Origin of the sequence: Pseudomonas sp. PS02288 (assembly GCF_029959715.1) — a bacterium.
Lineage (GTDB): Bacteria > Pseudomonadota > Gammaproteobacteria > Pseudomonadales > Pseudomonadaceae > Pseudomonas_O > Pseudomonas_O kuykendallii.
Genome location: NZ_JASCPA010000071.1, coordinates 1 through 19,567, shown reverse-complemented (window position 1 = coordinate 19,567; position 19,567 = coordinate 1). Strand labels below are relative to the sequence as shown.

The window sequence follows — 19,567 nt, the reverse complement described above, 5'->3', positions numbered from 1 at the left end:
GGCCAGCAGCGTGCGCGGCCAGTGCAGGCGCGCGCTGGCCGCCGCGCCGCGCTGGCGGATGCGGCCCGCACGCGTCCCGACGCCGGCCTGCGCGCCGGGCGAGGCATGCGGGCTCAGGGCTTTTTTGCCGGCAGCGGCCTCGCGCCGTCGAGCTGCGCGGTGGGCACCGCCTGCGGCGGCAGTTCGCCCCAGTCGTTGCCGCCATCCGGCGCGGCGGCGCCCTCTTCCCGCGGCGGCTCGGCGCGCGGCGAGGGTGGCGGCGCGTCAGGCGGCAGTTTGCGGCGGTGCGCCAGCACCAGTTCGGCCACCGCCGCGACATCCGCGGCGCCGATCCGCGCGTGGCCCTGCCAAGCCGCGTGCGCGCAGGCAGCGCGCAGCAGCACCAGGTCGGCGCGCACGCCTTCCACGCCGGCGGCGTAGCAGAGGTCGCTGACCTGGCGGTGCAGCGCATCGTCGAATTCCAGTTGCCCGGCCTTCGCCCGCGCCCGTTCCAGGCGCTGCATCAGCGCCTCCTGCGCCGCTCGCTGGTCTTCGACGAAACCCTGCGGGTCGCGGTCGAAGCGCAGCCGGCTGCGCACGATGGCCTCGCGCGCCACCGGCTCGATGCGTTCGCCGAGGCGCACGAACAGGCCGAAGCGGTCGAGCAGTTGCGGACGCAGTTCGCCCTCTTCCGGGTTCATGGTGCCGATCAGGGCGATGCGCGCCTCGTGCTGGTGGGAAATGCCGTCGCGCTCGATGCGGTTGACGCCGCTGGCGCAGACGTCCAGCAGCAGGTCTACCAGTGCGTCGGCCAGCAGGTTGACCTCGTCGACATAGAGCACGCCGCCGTTGGCGCGGGCCAGCAGGCCGGGGCGGAAGTCCACGCGGCCGTCCTGCAGCGCCGCCTGGATGTCCAGCGAGCCCACCAGCTGTTCCTCGCTGGCGCCCAGCGGCAGGTTGACGAAGCGCCCGGCCGGCAACAGGTCGGCCAGCGCGCGGGCGCTGGTGGACTTGGCGGTACCGCGCGGCCCCTCTATAAGCACGCCGCCGATCTGCGGGTCGATGGCCGCCAGCAGCAGCGCCAGTTGCAGCTGCGGCTGGCCATGCAGGGCGGAGAACGGGAAATGTGGGCGGTTCATGGGATTAGTCTTCCAGATGCTGTTCGGTGGCGATCAGCTGGTTTTCAATGCATTCGCGGTAATCGCCCGGCGCTTGCCAGAGGCCGCGCTGGATGGCTTCGAGCAGGCGCTCGCTGATGTCCAGCAGGGCGTCGGGGTTGTGTCGCTGGAGGAACTCGCGGGTTGAGGGATCGCCCAGGTAGGCGTCCGTCAGGCTGGCGTACTGGTCGTCGCGGACCACGCCGGTGGTGGCGTCGAAGGCGAACAGGTAGTCCACGGTCGCGGCCATCTCGAAGGCGCCCTTGTAGCCGTGGCGCTTCACGCCATCGATCCACTTCGGGTTGGTCACCCGCGCGCGCATCACCCGGCTGATTTCCTCGGCCAGGTTGCGCACCTTCGGCGCCTGCGGGTTGCTGTGGTCGCCGAAGAGCATCGCCGGCTGCGTGCCGGAGAGGTGCCGCGCGGCCGCGCTCATGCCGCCGTGGAACTGGTAGTAGTCGTCGGAATCGAGCAAGTCGTGCTCGCGGTTGTCCTGGTTCTGCACCACCGCCTGGACCTGCGCCAGGCGCCGGGCGAAACCGTCGCGGTCCTGCGCGCCGTAGACCTTCTGCCCGTAGGCGTAGCCGCCCCAGTTCAGGTAGGCGTTGGCCAGGTCGGCGTCGGTCTGCCAGTCGCGCGAGTCTATCAGCCCCTGCAGGCCGGCGCCGTAGGCACCGGGCTTGGCGCCGAAGACGCGGAAGCCAGCCTGCTGGCGCGCACTGGCGGCGTCCAGACCACGGGCCTGCAATTCGGCCGTCTCGCGGCGGATGCGCGCGCGGATCGGGTTGATCGCTTCCGACTCGTCCAGCTCGGCGACGCGCTGCACGGCGGCGTCGAACATCTGCATGACGTTGGCGAAGGCGTCGCGGAAGAAGCCCGACACGCGCAGGGTGACGTCGACCCGCGGGCGGTCCAGACGCTTGCCCGGCAGCACCTCGAAATCGGTAACGCGAAAACTCCCCTCGGCCCACTGCGGGCGCACGCCGAGCAGGGCGAAGGCCTGGGCGATGTCGTCGCCGCCGGTGCGCATGGTCGCCGTGCCCCACACCGAGAGGCCGATGCTGCGCGGGTAGTCGCCGTTGTCCTGGACGAAGCGCTCGACCAGCAGCGCGGCGGATTTCTCGCCCAGCGCCCAGGCGGTCGGCGTGGGGATCATCCGCGTGTCGACGGAGAAGAAGTTGCGCCCGGTGGGGAGCACGTCCGGCCGGCCGCGCGACGGCGCCCCGCTCGGCCCCGGCGGCACGAATCGACCGGCCAGGCCGCGACACAGCTGGTACAGCTCCTGCGCTCCGCAGGCTTGCAGGCGCGGGCGCAGATCGCCGTCGACGCGCTGCATGACGGCGGCGGTGCGCGCCCACTCGGGGTCGGGCGCGCGCCGGGCGCCCTCCTCCAGCAACCCCAGCGCCAGCAGCTCCAGCCGCTCGCGGGTATCGCCGCGGGTGCGCCAGGGCTGTTCGTCGATGTCCGCCAGGGCGGCCGGTCGCGGGCCGGTCCAGGGCAGACTCCAGTCGTCATCCAGCGGATCGAAATCGGCGCCGGGCAACAGGTCCTGGGCCAACGCGCGAACCAGGCTGGCGTTGCCGCCCAGGCCGTCGCCGACGCCGTGCCGCGCCAGGGCCAGCAGGGTGTCGCGTTGCAGGCGGCCCTGCGGCGAGCGGCCGAACACGTGCAGGCCGTCGCGGATCTGGCTTTCCTTCAGCTCGCAGAGGTAGCTGTCGGTGCGGTTGAGCAGCAGTTGTTCCTCCTCGGCGTTGCACGGCGTTTCCAGGCCGAGGTCGGCGTGCAGGTTCTGCGCGGTGATCAGTCCGAGGATCTGCTTGCGCAGCAGGCCGGCGCGCCGCGGGTCGAGGGTCAGCGCCTCGTAGAATTCGTCGATCAGGCGCTCCAGGTCGCGGGTCGGGCCGTAGCTTTCGGCGCGCGTAAGCGGCGGCATCAGGTGATCGATGATCACCGCCTGGGCGCGGCGCTTGGCCTGGGTGCCCTCGCCCGGATCGTTGACGATGAACGGATACAGATGCGGCATCGGGCCGAACACCAGGTCCGGCCAGCATTCTTCGCTCAGCGCCACGCTCTTGCCTGGCAGCCATTCCAGGTTGCCATGCTTGCCGACGTGGACGATGGCGTCGCTGCGCCAGTGCTCGCGCAGCCACAGGTAGAACGCCAGGTAGTAATGCGGCGGCACCAGGTCCGGGTCGTGGTAGTTGGCCTTCTGGTCGAGGTGATAGCCGCGCGCCGGCTGGATGCCGACGAACACCTGGCCGAGACGCACGCCGGCGATCATGAAGCGGCCCTGGCGCAGCATCGGGTCCTGCTCCGGCGCGCCCCAGCGGGCGAGGATGGCGGCGCGGCTGGTGGCCGGCAGCGCGTCGAAAAAGCGCTGGTAATCGGCCAGCGCCAGGCTCTGCTTCGCCGGGCGCAGCGCCCATTGGTCGGGATCGTTGGTGACGCCCTGCTTGAGCAGGTGCATCAGCGCGTCGCCGTCGGCGGGAATGCCGTTTACCGCGTAGCCCTCGTCGGCCAGGCGGCGAAGGATTTCGATCGCCGAGGCCGGCGTGTCCAGGCCGACGCCGTTGCCGATGCGGCCCTCGCGGGTCGGATAATTCGCCAGCACCAGCGCCAGGCGTTTCTGCGGATTGGCCAGCGCGCGCAGCCGGCACCAGCGCCGCGCCAGCGCGCAGACGAAATCGATGCGTTCCTCCAGCGGCTGGTACTCCACCACGTCGCTCTGGGTCAGCGCGCTGCGCACGCCGAAGCCCTTGAAGCTCACCGCGCGGCTGATGATGCGCCCGTCGACTTCCGGCAGGGCCACGTGCATGGCCATGTCGCGCGGCGCCAGGCCGTGCGGGTCGGCGCGCCAGCTCTGCTGGTTGCCGCCGGAAAGCACCACCTGCAGCACCGGGATGTCGCCGGCCAGGGCGTGGTCGCCGGGATCGTCCATCGCCGACTGGGAGAACGCCGTGGTGTTGAGGATCAGCGCCACGTCATGGCCGGCGCAGAGCTCGCGCAGGCTGCTCAGGCACAGCGGGTCCTTGAGCGACAGTAGCGCGATCGGCAGCGGGTTCAGCCCCTGCGCCAACAGGCGCTCGCAGAGCGCGGCGAACACCCGCGTGTTCCCGGCCTGCAGGTGCGCGCGGTAGAACAGCAGCGCCACGCAGGGCGCGCCGGCGATCCACTGCGCCTGCCAGTCGGCCACGCCGGCGTTGTCCTGCGCGGGGTGGAACACGGCGATCGGCGGCAGCGCGCGCGGCGGGCGCGGCGCCCTATCGAGGCCGAAGAACTGCGTGCCGATGAAACGGTACAGCTCGCGCGCGTTGCCCGCGCCGCCCTCGCGCAGGTAGCGCCAGAGCGTATGGCAGGTCGACGCATCGACGGTGCTCAGCGCGGTGAGGTTGGGGTCCTCGCTCATGTCGCCAGAGAACATCGCCAGGGCGATGCCCTTGCGCCGGCACAGCGCGACCACCTGCTCGGTGCCGTAGGGCCAGTAGCTTTCGCCGCCGAGGTGATCGATGACGATCAGTCGCGCGTGCTGCAGCACCTCGTCCAGGTAGAGGTCGATGGAAGCGTGCTGGCGCAGGTGCATCAGGTTCGCCAGGCGCACCGACGGATAGGCGACGTCCGCCGCGCCGGCCTGCGGATGGGCGGCGGCGAGCAGCGCCAGGGTGGTGTCGGCGGCGCTGAGGATGATGATGTCCGCCGGGTCCTGTTCGAGGCGGGTGATGATCGCCCCGCTCTCGTCCACGTATCCGCCGGGCAGCGCCGTCAGCATGTGCATCGGCTCAGCCCTCGGCCACGGCGGCCTGCAGCGCATTTTGCAATGCCTGGGCATCCAGTGCCTGGCCGATCAGCACCAGGTGCGTGGACGGCGTTTCGTCGGCGTTCCAGCGGCGGTCGAAGTAGCTGTCGAAACGCTGGCCGACGCCATGCACCACCAGCCGCATCGGCTTGCCCGGCAGCGCCACGAAGCCCTTGATGCGGTAGATGGCGTGCTGCTCGACCAGCACCTGCAGGGTCGCCAGCAGGCGCTCACGGTCCACCCGCGGCAGCTTCACCACCACCGAGTCGAACAGGTCGTGGTCGTGCTCCTCGCCCTCCTCGTGATCGTGGTGGCTTTCGCGCAGGTGGATGGTTTCCTCCGAGGCGCTGGACAGCCCGAGGATCAGCTCCAGATCGAGGCAACCCTTGTCGCTGGCGAGCACCTTGACCTGCGCCGGCAGTTCCTCGCGCACCAGCGCGGTGACCTGCTCGACGGCGGCGGGCGCGACCAGGTCGGTCTTGCTCAGTACCACCAGGTCGGCGGCCATCAACTGGTCCTCGAACAGCTCGTGCAGCGGCGATTCGTGATCCAGGTTGGGGTCGGCGCGGCGCTGCGCGTCCACCGCCTGAGGGTTGGCGGCGAACTGGCCAGCAGCCGCCGCCGGCACGTCCACCAGCGTGACCACCGCATCGACGGTGCAGGCGTTCTTGATTTCCGGCCAGTGGAAGGCCTGCACCAGCGGCTTGGGCAGCGCCAGGCCCGAGGTTTCGATGAGGATGTGGTCGATGTGGCCGCGGCGCTCGATCAGCTCGCGCATCACCGGATAGAACTCCTCCTGCACGGTGCAGCACATGCAGCCGTTGGAGAGCTCGTAGAGCTGGCCGGCCTGCTCCACGCCATCCTCGTCGCAACCGATGCCGCAGCCGCGCAGGATGTCGCCGTCGATGCCCAGCTCGCCGAATTCGTTGACGATCACCGCGATGCGGCGGCCGTCGGCGTTCTCCAGGATGTGGCGCAGGAGCGTGGTCTTACCGCTGCCGAGAAAGCCGGTGACGATGGTGACGGGAATCTTGGCCTGGCTGGACATGGGTTTTCCTCTGAAGATCGATAAGGCTTTCGTAGGGTGGATCACGCTCCACCGATCCACCGGGCGGTGTCGCGGTAGATGAAAGAATCGCTCCACCGGACACCACCTGGCGGGTTACGCGGCGGTGACCCTGTGCGTTGCGGCTAGTCATCTCGCGCACTCGCCGCTAACCCACCCTACGGTTTCGTGTGTGGATGACCGCTGATGCGCCCTTGCAGCACTCATTGCTCGAACACCGGAATGCGCGCGATGAACTTGCCCTTGATGCCGGCGGGCCAGGTGCGGAACGGCACCTGGCCGGTATCGGATTGCTGGTGCTTGCGCGCGTAGTCAAGCAGCGCCTCGGCGGCGTCCTGGTCGGCGGCGAGGTCGCCGAGCACGTAGCCGATCTTGCCCGGTCCGCGCAGCAGCGCCGTGCAGTGCCGCTGGCAGGCCATCAGGCAGCGCGTGCGGGTGATCGCCAGCGGCGCGGCGCCGGCTTCCTCCTGTTGCCGTGCCAGGCGTTCGACCTGATCGGCGAACAGCGCGCCCTTGCGCGGTGCCTCGGGCTGACTGGCATCGGCGCCGCCGCAGGTTTCGCAGAGCATCAATTGGCTGGTCATGGGTTTTCTCCGTCCTGGCGACACGACCAGGGCAGCACGAAGCGCTGCTCCTGGTGTTCGCCGAGCATCGCCTGCACGCGGTAGACCTGCTGCAGGTTCTTCGGGGTCAGTACGTGTCGCGCGCTGCCGCAGTCCACCACGCGGCCCTGGTCGAGCAGCATGATGCGGTCGCAGAAGCGGCTGGCCAGGGTCAGGTCGTGCAGCACCACCAGCGCCGCCTTGCCCTGCGCGCACTGCTGGCGCAGCAGTTCCATCACGTTCAACTGGTGGAACGGGTCGAGCGCCGCCACCGGCTCGTCGGCCAGCAGCAGCGGGCTGCCCACCGCCAGTGCACGGGCCAGCCGCGCGCGCGCGCGTTCGCCGCCGGACAGCTGGTCGAAACGCCGTTCGGCCAGCGCGCCCAGGTGCATCTGCGCCAGCGCGGCGTCGATCGCCTGCTCGTCCGCGCCGCGCCGGCGCGCCGGTACGCCCCAGCCGCCGCGGTGCGGCAGGCGGCCGAGGGCCACGTAGTCGCGCAGGCGCAGCGGCCAGCTGCTCTGGTCGCCCTGGCCGAGGTAGGCGCAGCGCAGCGCGCGCTCGCGCGGTGACAGTTCACCCAGCGCGACGCCGTCCAGCAGCAGTTCGCCGCTATACGGCAGCAAATGCGCCAGGGCCTTGAGCAGGCTGCTCTTCCCGGCGCCGTTGGGCCCGATCAGGCCGAGCAACTCGCCCGACTGCAGCGTCAGCGAGACGCCGTCGACCAGCCGGCGGCCGTCGATCTCGACACCGAGGTCGCGCAGGTGCAGCTGCTTCATGCCGCCCCCCTGCGCTGACGCAGCACCAGGGCGAGGAAGAACGGTGCGCCGATCATCGCGGTGACCACGCCGAGCATCAGCTCCTGCTCGCCGCTGACCAGGCGCAGCACGATGTCCGCCGCCAGCAGCAACAGCGCGCCGCCGAGGGCGCTGGAGAACAGCAGGAGCGACGGGTGATAGCCGACCGCCTTGCGCAGCAGGTGCGGCACCACCAGGCCGACGAAACCGATCGAGCCGGTCACCGCGACGCTGGCGCCGACGCACAGCGCGGTGCCGAGGATGATCTGCACGCGCAGCCGCGGCAGGTTGACGCCGAGGCTGCTGGCTTCGTCCTCGCCGAGGGTCAGCGCGTCCAGTTGCGGGCCGCAGGCGAACAGCAGCAACAGCCCGGCGACGATGAACGGCAGGCACAGGCGGATATCGGCGAAGCTGCGGTCGCTCAGCGAGCCCATCAGCCAGAGCACGATGTCCTGCATGTCGGTGGGGTTCGGCGCTAGGTTGATCGCCAGCGAGGTCGCCGCCGCCGCCAGAGACGACAGCGCCACGCCGCAGAGGATCAGCGTCAGGTTGCTCGCGCGTTGCCGGGCGATGGCGTAGAGCACCAGGGTCGCCAGCGCCGCGCAGCCCATCGCCGAGGCCGGCACCAGCCAGGGGCTCAGCGCGCTGACGCCGTAATACAGGCAGAGCACCGCACCGAGGCTGGCGCTGGAGCTGACCCCGAGCAGCCCCGGCTCGGCCAGCGGATTACGCAGCAGGCCCTGCATGGCGGCGCCGGCGGTGCCCAGTGACATGCCGACGAGGATCGCCAGCAGCACCCGCGGCAGGCGGATCTCGTTGACGATGATGTGCTGCTGGACCAGCACGTCGGCGAGGTTCGCCGTCTCCGCGCTTGAACGGAACAGCGCGTGGCCGACCTCGCCCAGCGTCAGCGGCACCGGCCCGATGCCCAGGGAAAGCAGGAACAGCAGCGCCAGCGCCGCCAGCAACAACAGGTTGAGGCCCGGAGCGAGGCGCATCATCGCGGCGCTCCGAGGCGGTCGAGCTGGGCGGCGAGGTCTTCCGCGGCGATCACCAGTTGCCAGTCGCTGCAGCCCCAGCGGTTGCCGCCGATGCTGACCACCGGTCTGGCGGCCATCAGTTGCTGCAGGCGCGGGTGCCGCGAATAGGCGGACTTGGCGTAACCGTCGTCGACCAGCAGGTCGGCGGTGACGAACACGTCTGGCGGCCGGGCGATGAGCTCCTCGAGGGCATAGCGGCCCCAGCCGGAGCGGCCGAGGTCGGCCATGTGGTTGCGCACGCCGACCGCCTGGAAGACGTTGTCGACGTAGGTGTTGGCGCCGGCGCTGCCGCCGTTGGCGCGCAGGTAGAGCGCGCTGAACGGGCGCGGATGTTGGCGCAGCCGCGCCAGGCGGGCCTGCACGTCGGCCACCAGCGCGGCGCCGGCCTCCTCGCGACCGATCTGCGCGGCGACGAAGCGGGTGCTGTCGAAAATCTGCTGCCAGGTGGTCGGGTACGGCAGCACCACGGTGCGGATGCCGTGGCGGGCCAGCAGCTCGGCGCGGTTGTGCGTCTGCCAGCGTCGCGAGGCGAGCACGATGTCCGGGTGCAGGGCGATGATTTCCTCGGCGCCGGCATCGTTGGCCGGAAAGCGCCGCGCCCGCTCGGGCATCGACGACACCCGCGCGTCCTGGCTCTTGCGCGACACCGAGAGCAGTTGCTCCGGGGCCGCCAGGCTCAGTGCCAACATGTCCGCGCAGAGGTTGGTCGAGACCACCGTCGGCAACGGGGCCGCGCCGGCCAGCGGCGCGAGCCCGAGCAGCAGCCAGGCCAGCAGGCGCGCCGCCGCATGGGCGCCGCCCGCAGGATGGATACGCGCCATCGCCGCAGACCGACGCACTCGCCGAACCGCCCAGTTGCGCATCAGAAATCGATACCCGCCTGGCCTTTCACGCCGGCGTTGTAGGCGTGTTTGACGTCGCGGATCTCGCTCACCGTGTCGGCCAGCTCGATCAGCTCGGGCTTGGCCGCGCGGCCGGTGATGATCACGCTCTGGCTGGCCGGGCGCGCACGGATGGCGTCGAGCACCATCTCCAGGTCGAGGTAGTTGTACTTGAGCATGTAGGTCAGCTCGTCGAGCAGCACCAGGTTCAGCCGCGGGTCGGCGAGCATGCGCGAGGCGTGGGTCCAGGCCTCGTCGGCGGCGAGCTTGTCGGCGTCCCAGTTCTGCGTGTTCCAGGTGAAGCCGGTGGCCATCGCGTGATACTCCACCAGCGGCGCGTTCTGCCGCAGGTAGGTGACTTCGCCCGAAGCCTGGGTGCCCTTGATGAACTGCACCACGCCGGCCCGATGGCCGTAGCCGAGCGCGCGGTACAGGGTGCCGAAGCCGGAGGTGCTCTTGCCCTTGCCGTTGCCGGTGATCAGCACGACGATGCCGCGCTCCACCTGGGCGCGCTCGATGCCGGCGTCGACCACCTCCTTCTTGCGCTTCATCCGCTCGGCGTGGTTCTGCTTCTTCTGTTCGTCGATCATCGCTGCACACTCCAGGCCCATGCGCCGCCGCGCGGGCGGGCAGGATTCGATGGCACGAACCACGGGCAGGGACGCGATGCGCAGGCATCGCGCGCAGGTGACGAGACTGAGGAAGGCTGCGCGAGGCAGACGACAGCACCGGCAACCACCCACACCCCGGGGTACGTACCTTGTTCTCGAATCAGGCCGGTCTTCTGGCTCGCCTTCATCCGATCACCGCGCCTTCCCGACCGGAGTCAGTGGCATCGTGCGGTTTCGTCAGGCTCTACAGCAGCGGGGGCTGCGCCGGAATGCTCGAAGGGTTTACCCCCGAGGTCACCGGACTTCCCGTTTCAGCCCCTCGCGCGGTCGCGCTCGGGGCACCTGTTCGTTGGCCGGCAGGGTAGCCTTTCGCCGGGGCCGGGGCAATCGCACGAACGCCGGCCCGGTTGACGAGGCACCACCTTCGTGATGAGGTGGCGCGTGTTTTTCAGGTGTCTCGTGTCAACGCCACGAGGTTAAACGGGAAGCCGGTGGGTCCGATCCAGGCGATCGAGCGAGTCCGGCGCTGCCCCCGCAACGGTAAGCGAGCGAAGCCTTCGGCATACCACTGGACCGCGATCCGGGAAGGTGAAGACTTCAGGCCTGTACGCCACGTACAGGCCGCCTCGCCAGCCCGGAGACCGGCCTGGAATCCCTTTGGCAACCCGCGGTGGGCGGGACGCGCCGGAAACAGGCCCGCTTCACCGCGTGTGCGATTGCCGCATTCACGCGCCCCGCCTGCCCGTCTTGCGTCCTTCCACGCGTGCCGATCACTCGACTCATTGGAAGGTCTTCATCATGACAAGCCGCACGCTGCCCTCCAGCACCGCCGTTACGCTCCCCCTCTCGCAACGCCTGACGCTGGCCGTCGGCAGCATCCTGATCGGCGCCGCGCTGATCTACTTCGCCGGGTTCTCGCACATGGAGCTGGTGCACAACGCCGCCCACGACACCCGCCACAGTGCCGCCTTCCCCTGCCACTGAGGAGCGAACCGATGATCAAGCGCATCGCACAGACGGCGGGCTTCTCCGGGCTGCTGGCGGCCATTTTCCTGACCCTGCTGCAGAGCTTTTGGGTCAGCCCGCTGATCCTGAAGGCGGAAACCTACGAAAACGCCGGCGCCAGCGCGCAGGCCGAGCACAGCCACGAAGCCGGCGCAGCGGCCCATGAGCACGGCGGCGAAGCCTGGAGCCCGGAAGACGGCCTGCAGCGCACCCTGTTCACCGGCCTCGGCAACCTGGTCGTGGCGGTCGGTTTTGCCCTGATGCTCGCCGGCCTCTACACCCTGCGCGCACCCGGCAGGACCTGGCAGGGCCTGCTCTGGGGCCTGGGCGGTTTCGCCGTGTTCAACCTGGCGCCGTCCCTCGGCCTGCCGCCGGAAGTGCCGGGCACCGCGGCCGCCGACCTGCTGCTGCGCCAGTACTGGTGGATCGGCACGGCGCTGGCCACCGCGGCCGGTCTGGGGCTGATAGCCTTCGGCCGCAACTGGGCGCTGCGCATCCTTGGTCTGGCGTTACTGCTGGTGCCGCACCTGATCGGCGCGCCGCAGCCGGACGTCCACCAAAGCCTGGCGCCCGAAGCCCTGGCACAGGAGTTCATCTACGCCTCCCTGCTGACCAACGCCCTGTTCTGGGCCGCCCTCGGCCTCGCCAGCGCCTGGTTCTTCAGCCGCGCCAGGCGCAGCGTCTGATACAGCCGGCAGATTGCTCCAAGGCGCACCCCGAGTTTCACTTGCCTCGTAGGGTGCGCATGCGCACCACAATCGCCGCCAAGGTACGCGCGGTGCCCCTACAGCAGTCGACGCAGGCAATAGAGGCTCTCGTCGACCTTGCCGCGGTTTTCGGCGATGACGATCTCACCACCCAGCGCCCGCAACCGCGCATTGAAATCGCTGGCATAGAGCCGCTTCAGCCAGCCCTGGCAGTCCATCCCCGTCCCCTCCAGCCACGCCTGCAGCGCCGGCAGCGAGAACGCCCAGTAGCCCGCCTCGCAGGCAAAACCTCGCGCCTGCAACTGCGCGATCAGCACGGCATCGCCTTGCAGCACCCGCACGCAACCCGCGTAGAAAGTCTCCACTGCCTTGCTCATCAAGACTCCGCGCTCATGAAATTCGGGTGAACTTTCGATGAAAGTGACGGGCAATGCCAGGCATGTCACACGACGGCAACTTGGCGCTGTTTGACTGGCGTTCACTTTCATAAGAGACATGATCGCCATGGCCGAAGAAATCACCCTGGCGCGGCTGCTCAAGGCAGTGTCACCGCTCGGGCCGCAGATGAGCATCAGCGCGGTTGCCGACCGCCTGCTGACCAGCGAGTACAAGTCGTTTCTGTCGCTGCCGATCGTCGATCAGGACGAGCGCCCGCTGGGCCTGGTCAGCCGCTACGGGCTGCAGGACATCTTCATGCAGCGCTTTGGTCGCGACCTCTGGGGCCGCCGTCCGGTGCTCGACGTGATGAATCCGGCGCCGCTGCTGGTCAGCCTCGAACTGGATCTCGAAGAAGCGGCGCGGCAGATCACCAGCCAGTTGCACTACCCGATCACCGAAGACTTCATCCTCGTCGATGGCGAGGGCCGCTACCGGGGGCTGGGCACGGTGCTCGACCTGCTCAAGGCGATGGACGACCGCATCGCCCAGCGCAATCAGGTACTGCACCGGGCGCTGGTCGAACTCAAGGAATCCCAGGCGCAGCTGGTGCAGTCGGAGAAGATGGCCTCGCTCGGACAGATGGTCGCCGGCGTCGCCCACGAGCTGAACACCCCGCTGGGCTATGTGAAGAACAACGTCCAGCTGATCAACGAGCTGAGCGAGCCACTGCTGCGCCTGGCCGCCAGCCAGGCCGAGCTGGCCGACTGCCTGAACGATCCGGCGTGCGACGAGCAACGTCTGAGCGATGCTTTCGATAACGCCGCCGAGCAGCGCCGGCAGGCCGCCCCGGAAGCGCTGGCCGACGACCTCGACCAGCTGTTCGCCGACACCCTCTACGGCCTCGGGCAGATCGGCGAGCTGGTAGCCGGGCTGAAGGATTTCTCCCGCCTCGACCGCGCGCTGAGCGAAGAGGTCGATCTCAACGACTGCATCCGCAGCGCCCTGCTGATCGCCTCCAACAGCCTCAAGGACAAGGCGCAGGTGATCCAGCTGCTCGGCGAGCTGCCGCGCATCGCCTGCGCACCCTCGCAGATCAATCAGGTGCTGCTCAACCTGTTCACCAACGCTGCCCAGGCGATGGACGACTACGGGCAGATCCAGGTGAAGAGCTGGGCCGACGCCGAGGCGCTGTTCATCTCCGTGCAGGACAGCGGGCGCGGCATGCCGGCGGAGGTGCGCGAACGCATCTTCGACCCTTTCTTCACCACCAAACCGGTCGGCCAAGGCACCGGCCTGGGGCTTTCCATCAGTTTCAAGATCATCCAGGACCACGGCGGCAGCATCCGCGTGGCCTCGGAAGTCGGGCGCGGTACGCGCTTCCTCATTTGCCTGCCGCGCAATCGAGCCACCGAACTGAAAAGGAGCGCCTGATCCATGAGCACGCCCATCCGCATCCTCTTCGTCGATGACGAGGAACGCATCCTGCGCAGCCTCTCCCTGCAGTTCCGCCGGCACTACGAAGTGCTTACCGAGAGCGACCCGCTGCGTGCCCTGGAACGCCTGCGCAGCGAGCCGGTGCAGATCATCGTCAGCGACCAGCGCATGCCGCAGATGAGCGGCGCCGAACTCCTCGAACGCGCGCGCGAGATCGCCCCGGACAGCATCCGCATCCTGCTCACCGGCTATTCGGACCTCGACGCGGCGGTGCAAGCGCTGAACAACGGTGGCATCTACCGCTACCTGAACAAGCCCTGGGACCCGCAGGAAATGGCCCAGACCCTGCGCGGCGCGGCGGAGATCGCCAACCGCCAGCTGCTCGCCGGGCCGGCCCGCGACGGTGGCCTGCTGCCCTCCTCGCTCAACGTGCTGCTGCTCGACGACGACCCACAGACGCTGGACTGCGTCGGCGGCTTCTGCTCCAGCGGCGGCCATCGCCTGCTGCGCGCCCGCGACCTGGAAGAGGCGCTGGAGCTGCTCAACGAGGAATCCGTCGACCTGCTGGTCAGCGACCTGGTGTTCGCCGGCGAGGACACCACGCCGCTGCTGAAATCCCTCGCCCAGGCCCATCCGCGCCTGCTCAGCCTGGTGGTGACGCCGTTCCGCGACACCACCGCGCTGCTCAAGCTGATCAACGAGGCGCAGATCTTCCGCTACCTGCCCAAGCCAATCCGCCGCGGCCTGTTCGAGCAGGGGCTGAAGGCCGCAGCCAAGCAGTCGCTGAGTTGGAAGTCGCGGCCGGAGCAGATCGCGCTGCGCCAGGCGGAACTGCCGCGCCAACAGGCGGACAAGGAAAAGGTCGCCAGCCTGCTGGGCATGCTCGGCAGGCTGCGCGGCCGCCTCAGCGCCTGAAGGAACACGCGCGAACGGCACGCGCCGACGAACGCCTCTAGGCAGCGGCGACGGGAAAAGAGTACAAATGTATCCCATGAATACATTGTCTCCGCGCCGCCGCGCCATCCTCGATTTCATCCGCGACCGCATCGCCGGGAACGGCCAGCCGCCGAGCCTGGCGGAAATCGCCGAAGCCTTCGGCTTCGCCTCGCGCGGTGTCGCGCGCAAGCACATCGTCGCCCTGGCCGAGGCCGGGCTGATCGAGGTGGTGCCGAACCAGGCGCGCGGCATCCGCCTGGTGGACCGGGCGCCGCGCCCGGAACTGCTGGAAATCCCGGTGCTCGGCCGGGTCGCCGCCGGCGCGCCGATCGGCCCGGACGCCGACCTCCACGGCCACCTGCTGCTGGACCGCCAGACCTTCTCCAAGCTGCCGGACTACCTGTTGCGGGTGCAGGGCGACTCGATGATCGAGGACGGCATCCTCGACGGCGACCTGGTCGGCGTGCACCGCAGCAGCGAGGCGCGCGACGGCCAGATCGTCGTCGCCCGCCTCGATGGCGAAGTCACCATCAAGCGCTTCGAGCGCGCCGGCGACACCATCCGCCTGCTGCCACGCAACCCGGCCTACGCGCCGATCGTCGTTCGCGACGACCAGGAACTGGCCATCGAAGGCGTGTTCTGCGGCCTGGTGCGCCGCGAATGAGCGCCGCGCCGGTCGCCCTCGACAGCCTGCTCGACCAGCGTCGGGTCTGGCGTGGCCAGGCGGAAAGCCGGCCGGCGAGCGCGCAGCCGACCGGGCATGCCGCGCTGGACGCGGTGCTGCCGGCCGGCGGCTGGCCGGAGGCGGCGCTCAGCGAAATCCTCATCGCCGCCGAGGGCATCGGCGAGCTGCAACTGCTCTGGCCGACCCTGGCGCGACTGACCGCCAAGGGCGAGCGCGTGGTGCTGGTGGCACCGCCCTTCCTCCCCTATCCGCAGGCCTGGCTGGCGGCCGGCGTCGACCTGCGCCAGCTGGCGCTGATCGATGCCAGCGGGCGCGATGCCCTGTGGGCCGCCGAGCAGTGCCTGCGCTCCGGCAGTTGCGGCGCGGTGCTGTGCTGGCCGCAGCAGGCCGACGACCGTGCCCTGCGCCGGCTGCAGGTGGCGGCCGAGAGCGGCCAGACCCTGGCCTTCGCCTACCGTCCGCTGCGCGAGGCGGTCAATCCGTCGCCGGCCGCGCTGCGCCTGGCGGTGGACAATCGCCCGGCGCAGTTGCGCGTGCTCAAGTGCCGGGGCGGGCTCGCCGCCGCGGCGCCCATCCCGCTCGCGGCGTGGCATTGAGTCGGACATGCGCTGGGCCTGCATACTGCTGCCGCAACTGGCGCTGGACAGCGTGCTGCGCGGCCGCGCCGATCCCGACGCCGCCCTCGCGCTGATCAGCGGCACGCCACAGCGCCGCGTGCTGCAGACGGTCAACCCGGCCGCGCGCGCCCTCGGCCTGCGTCCCGGCCAGTCGCTGGGCGCCGCGCAGGCCCTGAGCCGCGACTTCGCCCTGCTCGAATACGACCCCGCACGCATCGAGCGCGCCCAGCAGTTCCTCGCCGCCTGGGCCTATCGCTTCAGTTCCCACGTCAGCCTGCACTATCCGCGCTGCCTGCTGCTGGAGGTGGAATCCAGCCTCGGGCTGTTCGGCCCCTGGCCGCGCTTCGAAGCGCGCCTGCGCGACGAGCTGAACGCGCTGGGCTTTCGCCAGCGCATCGTCGTCGCACCCAATCCCGCCGCCGCGCGCATGCTGGCCAACGCCCACGACGGCCTGGCGGTGGACGCCGCGGGCCTCGCCGAAGCCCTCGGGCGGATGCCCATCGAGCGCGTCGGTTTCACCCGCGAGGTGGCCAGCGCCTTCGCCCGCATGGGCGTGCGCCAGTTGCAGCAGGTCCGCAACCTGCCCCGCGAGAGCCTCGCCAGGCGTTTCCCGCAGGACGTGCTGCGGCACCTCGATACGCTGTTCGGCGAACGGCCGCTGGCGCTGCGCTGCTACGCGCCACCGGATCGCTTCGATGTGCGCATCGAGCTGAACTTCGAGGTCGAGTCGCACCAGGCGCTGTTGTTCCCGCTGCGCCGCCTGACCGGCGACCTGGCCGCCTTCCTCGCCGGCCGCGACAGCGGCGTGCAACGCTTCACCCTGTACCTGGAGCACCGCAGCGGCAAGGACAGCAGCCTGCCGGTCGGCCTGCTCGCCGCCGAGCGCGAGGCGGCGATGCTCTTCGAACTGGCGCGCGGACGCCTCGAGCAGCTGCAGGTGCCCGCGCCGGTGCAGGCCATGCGCCTGGTCGCGCGCGACCTGCCGGCGTTCGTTCCGCAGCACCGCGAGCTGTTCGACGAACGCCCGCAGCAATCGCTGCCCTGGGAACAGTTGCGCGAACGCCTGCGCGCACGCCTCGGCGACGACGCCGTGCTGGGCCTCGGTGCCGTCGCCGACCATCGCCCGGAACGTGCCTGGCAGGCGGCGCCCGTCGCACGTTCGGAAACCCTGCAACAGGAGGCACCGCGCCCGGCCTGGCTGCTGCGCGAAACCCAGCCCCTGCGCGAATTCGCGCCACGCATCCTCGCCGGCCCCGAGCGCATCGAGTCCGGCTGGTGGGACGGCGGCGACGTGCGCCGCGACTATTACCGGGTGGAAACCCGCAGCGGCCAGCGCGCCTGGGCCTACCGCCGGGTCGGCGACGACGGCCCGCTGCAGCTGCACGGCTGGTTCGCATGAGCGCCCCGCCCGCCTACGCCGAGCTGCACTGCCTGTCGAACTTCAGCTTCCAGCGCGGCGCGTCCAGTGCGCAGGAGCTGTTCGAGCGCGCCAGGCAGCATGGCTATGCGGCGCTGGCGATCACCGACGAATGCAGCCTGGCCGGCATCGTGCGCGCCTGGCAGGCGGCCAAAAAGGCCGAGCTGGCGCTGATCGTCGGCAGCGAGATGCAGCTCGAGGACGGGCCGAAGATCATCCTGCTGGCGGAAGACCTGGCCGGCTACCAGAGGCTCTGCGGGCTGATCAGCGTCGCCCGCCGCCGGGCGAAGAAAGGCAGCTACTGCCTGCTGCGCGAGGATTTCGAGGGGCCGCTGGACGGCCTGCTGGCGCTCTGGCCAGCCCAGGGCGAAACGCCGCTCGCCGATGGCCGCTGGCTGCGCGAGCGGTTCCCCGAGCGCCTGTGGCTGGCCGTGGAGCTGCACCGCGGCCCGGACGACGCCCGCCGCCTGACGAACCTGCTGGCGCTGGCCACGGACCTCGGCATTTCCGCCGTGGCCAGCGGCGACGTGCACATGCACGCCCGTGGCCGGCGCGCGCTGCAGGACTGCATGAGCGCGATCCGCCACCACCTGCCGGTGGCCGAGGCCGGGCACCGGCTGTTCCCCAACGGCGAGCGCCACCTGCGCCGGCGCGAGGAGCTGGCCGGGCTGTACCCCGCCGAGCTGCTTGAGGAAAGCCTGCGCATCGCCGCGCGCTGCCGCTTCGACCTAGGCCAGTTGCGCTACCAGTACCCGCGCGAACTGGTGCCCGAAGGCCATACGCCGACCACCTGGCTGCGCCATCTCGCCGAGAAGAACGTCCCCTGGCGCTGGCCCCAGGGCATCCCCGACAAGGCGCGCAGGAACCTCGAACACGAACTGAAGCTGATCGCCGAGCTCGAGTACGAGAGCTACTTCCTCACCGTGCACGACATCGTCCAGTTCGCCCGCAATGAACGCATCCTCTGCCAGGGCCGCGGCTCGGCGGCCAACTCGACGCTGTGCTTCGTGCTCGGCATCACCGAGCTGGACCCGGCGAACTCCAACCTGCTGTTCGAGCGTTTCCTCTCCAAAGAGCGCAACGAGCCGCCGGACATCGACGTCGACTTCGAGCACGAACGCCGCGAGGAAGTCATCCAGTACGTATTCCGTCGCTACGGCCGCACGCGCGCCGCGCTCACCGCCGTGGCCAGCACCTACCACGGCGCCGGCGCGGTGCGCGACGTGGCCAAGGCGCTCGGCCTGCCGCCCGACCAGATCAACGCCTTGGCCGACTGCTGCGGGCGCTGGAGCGGCGAGCTGCCGCCCGAGGAGCGCCTGCGCGAAGCCGGTTTCGACCCGCAGAGCCCGATCATGCGCCGGGTTCTGGCGCTGACCGGCGAGCTGATCGGCTTCCCCCGCCACCTGTCGCAGCACCCCGGCGGCTTCGTCATATCCGAGCAGCCGCTGCACAGCCTGGTGCCGGTGGAAAACGCGGCGATGGCCGGGCGCAGCATCATCCAGTGGGACAAGGACGACCTCGACCTGGTCGGCCTGCTCAAGGTCGACATCCTCGCGCTGGGCATGCTCAGCGCGCTGCGCCGCTGTTTCGATCTGGTGAAAGGCTATCGCGGCCGGCAATGGACACTGGCGAACCTGCCGCAGGAGTGCGCGAAAACCTACGCGATGATCAGCCGCGCCGACACCGTCGGCGTGTTCCAGATCGAGTCGCGGGCGCAGATGGCCATGCTGCCGCGGCTGCGCCCGCAAACCTTCTACGACCTGGTGATCGAGGTCGCCATCGTGCGTCCCGGGCCGATCCAGGGCGACATGGTCCATCCCTACCTGCGGCGCCGGAATGGCGAGGAGCCGGTCGACTATCCGCCGAGGCTGGAGAAGGTTTTCAAGCGCACCCTCGGCGTGCCGTTGTTCCAGGAACAGGTCATGGAAGTGGCAATGATCGCCGCCGACTATTCACCCGGCGAGGCGGACGAGCTGCGCCGCTCGATGGCCGCCTGGAAGCGCCACGGCGGGCTGGAGCCGCATCAGGAACGGCTGATGACACGGATGCTCGCCAATGGCTACTCGGCCGAGTTCGCCGCGCGCATCTTCGAGCAGATCAGGGGTTTCGGCAGCTACGGCTTTCCCGAATCCCACGCCGCCAGCTTCGCCCTGTTGACCTACGCCAGTTGCTGGCTGAAATGCCACGAGCCGGCGGCGTTCGCCTGCGCACTGATCAACAGCTGGCCGATGGGCTTCTACAACCCCGACCAGGTCCTGCAGGACGCGCGCCGCCACGGCATCGCCACGCACCCGGTGGACGTGCGCCACAGCGACTGGGATTGCGGCCTGGAGCCCGACGCGGGCGACCAGCCGGCGATCCGCCTCGGCCTGCGGATGATCCGCGGCCTGGCCGAGGACGCCGGCCGGCGCGTCGAGGGGGGGCGCGCCCCCCGGGCGCGGGGGGGTTTAGACCAAAGCCGGCCC

At 70.0% G+C, this 19,567-nt stretch carries 17 protein-coding genes and 2 riboswitches; of the genes, 8 read left to right on the top strand and 9 right to left on the bottom strand.

Annotated elements, in window-relative coordinates:
* Positions 1-113: 113 nt before the first annotated feature.
* From QMX85_RS20975 to cobO, 8 genes are all read right to left on the bottom strand, one after another.
* A complete protein-coding gene (locus QMX85_RS20975) occupies positions 114-1,118 on the bottom strand; it encodes an AAA family ATPase (RefSeq protein ID WP_282344145.1) in 1,005 nt (334 codons plus the stop codon).
* A 4-nt stretch (positions 1,119-1,122) separates the two neighbouring features.
* Complete coding sequence (cobN, locus tag QMX85_RS20970; RefSeq protein WP_282344144.1) at positions 1,123-4,908, bottom strand: cobaltochelatase subunit CobN; 3,786 nt, start codon at positions 4,906-4,908, stop codon at positions 1,123-1,125.
* Between the two features lie 4 nt (positions 4,909-4,912).
* Entirely contained in the window at positions 4,913-5,977 is a 1,065-nt protein-coding gene (cobW, locus tag QMX85_RS20965; RefSeq protein WP_282344143.1) for a cobalamin biosynthesis protein CobW, read from the bottom strand.
* 221 nt (positions 5,978-6,198) lie between these two features.
* Positions 6,199-6,579, bottom strand: a complete 381-nt coding sequence (locus QMX85_RS20960; protein WP_282344141.1) for a DUF1636 domain-containing protein — start codon at positions 6,577-6,579, stop codon at positions 6,199-6,201.
* Positions 6,576-7,373, bottom strand: a complete 798-nt coding sequence (locus QMX85_RS20955) for an ABC transporter ATP-binding protein (protein WP_282344139.1) — start codon at positions 7,371-7,373, stop codon at positions 6,576-6,578. Before QMX85_RS20955 ends, QMX85_RS20960 begins: the two co-directional genes overlap by 4 nt.
* Entirely contained in the window at positions 7,370-8,392 is a 1,023-nt protein-coding gene (locus QMX85_RS20950; RefSeq protein WP_282344138.1) for an iron ABC transporter permease, read from the bottom strand. The genes QMX85_RS20955 and QMX85_RS20950 overlap by 4 nt, the downstream gene beginning before the upstream one ends.
* Positions 8,389-9,252, bottom strand: coding sequence for an ABC transporter substrate-binding protein (locus QMX85_RS20945; RefSeq protein WP_282344137.1), 864 nt, complete (start codon positions 9,250-9,252; stop codon positions 8,389-8,391). The genes QMX85_RS20950 and QMX85_RS20945 overlap by 4 nt, the downstream gene beginning before the upstream one ends.
* Before the next feature lie 41 nt (positions 9,253-9,293).
* Entirely contained in the window at positions 9,294-9,899 is a 606-nt protein-coding gene (gene cobO, locus QMX85_RS20940; RefSeq protein WP_282344147.1) for a cob(I)yrinic acid a,c-diamide adenosyltransferase, read from the bottom strand.
* 169 nt (positions 9,900-10,068) lie between these two features.
* Positions 10,069-10,284: riboswitch (cobalamin riboswitch) on the bottom strand.
* 72 nt (positions 10,285-10,356) lie between these two features.
* Positions 10,357-10,588: riboswitch (cobalamin riboswitch) on the top strand.
* Between the two features lie 133 nt (positions 10,589-10,721).
* Between cobO and QMX85_RS20935 the strand changes: the two genes are divergently transcribed.
* Together QMX85_RS20935 and QMX85_RS20930 are read left to right on the top strand one after the other, a co-directional pair.
* Positions 10,722-10,907 (top strand): CbtB domain-containing protein, encoded by a 186-nt coding sequence (locus QMX85_RS20935; RefSeq protein WP_282344136.1) that lies wholly within the window; start codon positions 10,722-10,724, stop codon positions 10,905-10,907.
* 11 nt (positions 10,908-10,918) lie between these two features.
* Entirely contained in the window at positions 10,919-11,614 is a 696-nt protein-coding gene (locus QMX85_RS20930) for a CbtA family protein (protein WP_282344135.1), read from the top strand.
* Between the two features lie 98 nt (positions 11,615-11,712).
* Here the strand turns inward: QMX85_RS20930 and QMX85_RS20925 are convergent, their stop codons facing one another.
* Positions 11,713-12,012 (bottom strand): hypothetical protein, encoded by a 300-nt coding sequence (locus QMX85_RS20925; RefSeq protein ID WP_282344134.1) that lies wholly within the window; start codon positions 12,010-12,012, stop codon positions 11,713-11,715.
* Positions 12,013-12,199: 187 nt separating this feature from the next.
* Between QMX85_RS20925 and QMX85_RS20920 the strand changes: the two genes are divergently transcribed.
* The 6 genes from QMX85_RS20920 to QMX85_RS20895 all read left to right on the top strand — a co-directional run.
* Positions 12,200-13,444, top strand: coding sequence for an ATP-binding protein (locus QMX85_RS20920; protein ID WP_282344146.1), 1,245 nt, complete (start codon positions 12,200-12,202; stop codon positions 13,442-13,444).
* A gap of 3 nt (positions 13,445-13,447) precedes the next feature.
* Positions 13,448-14,362 (top strand): response regulator, encoded by a 915-nt coding sequence (locus tag QMX85_RS20915; RefSeq protein WP_282344132.1) that lies wholly within the window; start codon positions 13,448-13,450, stop codon positions 14,360-14,362.
* Between the two features lie 67 nt (positions 14,363-14,429).
* Positions 14,430-15,047 (top strand): transcriptional repressor LexA, encoded by a 618-nt coding sequence (lexA, locus tag QMX85_RS20910; protein ID WP_282344130.1) that lies wholly within the window; start codon positions 14,430-14,432, stop codon positions 15,045-15,047.
* On the top strand, positions 15,044-15,664 hold the full coding sequence (gene imuA, locus QMX85_RS20905) for a translesion DNA synthesis-associated protein ImuA (RefSeq protein WP_282344128.1): 621 nt from the start codon (positions 15,044-15,046) through the stop codon (positions 15,662-15,664). Before lexA ends, imuA begins: the two co-directional genes overlap by 4 nt.
* A gap of 7 nt (positions 15,665-15,671) precedes the next feature.
* Positions 15,672-17,084, top strand: a complete 1,413-nt coding sequence (locus QMX85_RS20900; RefSeq protein ID WP_282344126.1) for a DNA polymerase Y family protein — start codon at positions 15,672-15,674, stop codon at positions 17,082-17,084.
* Positions 17,081-19,567: error-prone DNA polymerase (locus QMX85_RS20895; RefSeq protein ID WP_282344125.1), on the top strand; the 2,487-nt coding region annotated here is incomplete at its 3' end. The genes QMX85_RS20900 and QMX85_RS20895, both read left to right, overlap by 4 nt.